A 2,568-nucleotide genomic window follows, 5' to 3' on the forward strand; every position below is an offset into this window, starting at 1 on the left:
TAAGCCAGTCAATATAAGCTCCATCATCTGGCATATCTTTAAAAATTTTTCTATCAGACATAAGTTTCTCCAAATTGTTTTCCATAATTTCTATGAAGTTGTTTATTTTCAAAAAGGTCGTCTGAAAACCTTAATTTGAGGTTTTCAGACGACCTTTTCTTGCCAATCAGTCAATCAGGGCACGATTTAGCCCAAAGCCTTCCTTGCTCCTGCAAACAAACGGTACCAGCCGGACAGTTCCGTCCAGTCTTCCGGTTTCCAGCTCATTTGTGCGGCGCGGTACACGCGTTCGGGGTGGGGCATCATGATGGTGACGCGGCCGTCGGCGTTGGTAACGCCGGCGATGCCTTGCGGCGAGCCGTTAGGGTTGAGGGGATAAGTTTGGGTCACTTGGTTTTGTCCGTCGACGTATTGCAGCGCGATGCCGAGGTCGTCTGAAATGTTGCCGCCGTGAAGCGCGAAGTCGGCGCGGCCTTCGCCGTGGCTGACGACGACGGGCAGGCTGGAGCCTTGCATTTCGTTCAGAATCAGGGAGGCTGATTTGGGAACGTGAACCATGCTCAGGCGCGCTTCAAACTGCTCGCTCAGGTTGCGCTTGAATTTAGGCCATGCTTCTGTACCCGGGATAATCTCGGCAAGGTTGCTGACCATTTGACAGCCGTTGCACACGCCCAATGTCAGCGTGTTCGGATCGGCAAAGAAGGCGGCAAATTGGTCGCGCAGAGCAGGGTGGAACAGAATTGATTTCGCCCAGCCTTCGCCTGCGCCGAGTACGTCGCCGTAGCTGAAGCCGCCGCACGCTGCCAGCATTTTGAAGTCGGCAAGGTGGACGCGGCCTACCATCAGGTCGGACATATGTACGTCGTAGGCATCGAAACCGGCGCGAGTAAAGGCGGCTGCCATTTCGATTTGCCCGTTCACGCCCTGTTCGCGCAGGATGGCGATTTTGGGTTTCGCGCCGCTGTTGACGAAAGACGCGGCGATGTCTTCGTTCACGTCGAATTTCAGGTCGGCAAACAATGCGCTACGTTCGTTGTCGTCAATCAGGGCAAACTCGCTGTCGGCGCAGGCAGGGTTGTCGCGCAGGCGTTGGATGGCGTGGCTGGTTTCCTGCCATGCGCGTTGCAGGTCGGCGCGGTTTTGTTCCAATACGATGCCTGCCTGATTGCGGATAACGATTTTCTCGTCAGTACCGATGGTTGCAACGGTATGCAGTGCCAAATCAGCTTCTTTAAACAAGGCTTCTACGGCCGCAACATCTTGTTTGTCAATTTGAATCACTGCGCCCAGCTCTTCATTGAACAATGCGCGGATACTGGCTTCGTTGACGTCGACTTGGTTGGCAACCAACGAGGTCAAATCTACATTCAAGCCACACCGTGCAGCAAATGCCATTTCTACCAAAGCGGCAAACAAGCCGCCATCGCTGCGGTCGTGGTATGCCAAGAGTTTGTCTTCGGCGACAAGCTGTTGAATCACATTGTAAAACGCTTTTAGACGGCCTGTATCGTCCAAATCAGGCGCATCGCCGGTCATGTTGTTGTAAACCTGACCGAATGCAGAGCCGCCCATACGCGCTTTGCCGTTGCCCAAGTCAACCAGCAACAATACGCTGTCTTCGACGTTTTTCAATTCGGGCGTAACGGTTTTGCGAACGTCTTGAACCGGCGCGAATGCGGAGATAATCAGGCTCAACGGCGAGACAACGGATTTTTTCTCTTCGCCATCCTGCCAAACGGTTTTCATCGACAGGCTGTCTTTGCCCACGGGGATGCTCAAATCCAATGCCTGACAGGCTTTGGAAACCGCTTCGACGGTGCGGTAGAGTTTTTCGTCTTCGCCTTCGTTGCCGCATGCAGCCATCCAGTTGGCAGAAAGTTTGATGTTGCCGATGTCGCCGATGTTGACCGCCGCGATGTTGGTGATGGCTTCGCCGACGCACATTCTACCTGACGCGGGTGCGTCAAACAGGGCGACGGTTGGTTTTTCGCCCATAGACATCGCTTCGCCGCGATAGGTATTGAAGCCCATCATGGTTACGGCGCAGTCGGCTACGGGGGTTTGGTATTTGCCGACCATTTGGTCGCGGTGGGTCATGCCGCCGACGCTGCGGTCGCCGATGGTAATCAGGAAGTTTTTGGAGGCTACGGTAGGCAGGCGCAGAACGCGGTAGGCGGCTTCGGTGATGTCGATATCGCCCGCGTTAAACGGTTTTTCAGACGACCTCACGGTTTGGTCGCTGCGCGTGGTTTTGGGCGGTTTGCCGAGCAAGACGTTCAGCGGCAAATCGACGGGATTGTTGGAGAACAAATCGTCGCGCACTTTCAAATGGCCGTCGTCAGTCGCCGTGCCGACCACGGCAAACGGGCAGCGTTCACGTTCGCAGATGGCGCGGAAGGTGTCCAAATCTTTTTCCAAAATCGACAACACATAACGCTCTTGCGATTCGTTGCACCAGATTTGCAATGGGTTGAGGCCGTGTTCTTCCAGCGGCACTTCGCGCAGCTTGAATACCGCGCCGCGTCCGGCATCGTTGACGAGCTCGGGGAAGGCGTTGGACAAGCCGCC

General features: G+C 54.9%; 1 protein-coding gene. It reads right to left on the minus strand.

Going from position 1 to position 2,568, the window contains the following annotated elements; all coding sequences use genetic code 11:
• Window positions 1–186 precede the first annotated feature (186 nt).
• The coding region (purL, locus tag Q1M25_RS09490; RefSeq protein ID WP_300484067.1) for a phosphoribosylformylglycinamidine synthase at window positions 187–2,568 on the minus strand (2,382 nt) is incomplete at its 5' end.

The sequence above is a fragment of the uncultured Neisseria sp. genome (genome assembly GCF_951230505.1).
Classification (GTDB): domain Bacteria; phylum Pseudomonadota; class Gammaproteobacteria; order Burkholderiales; family Neisseriaceae; genus Neisseria.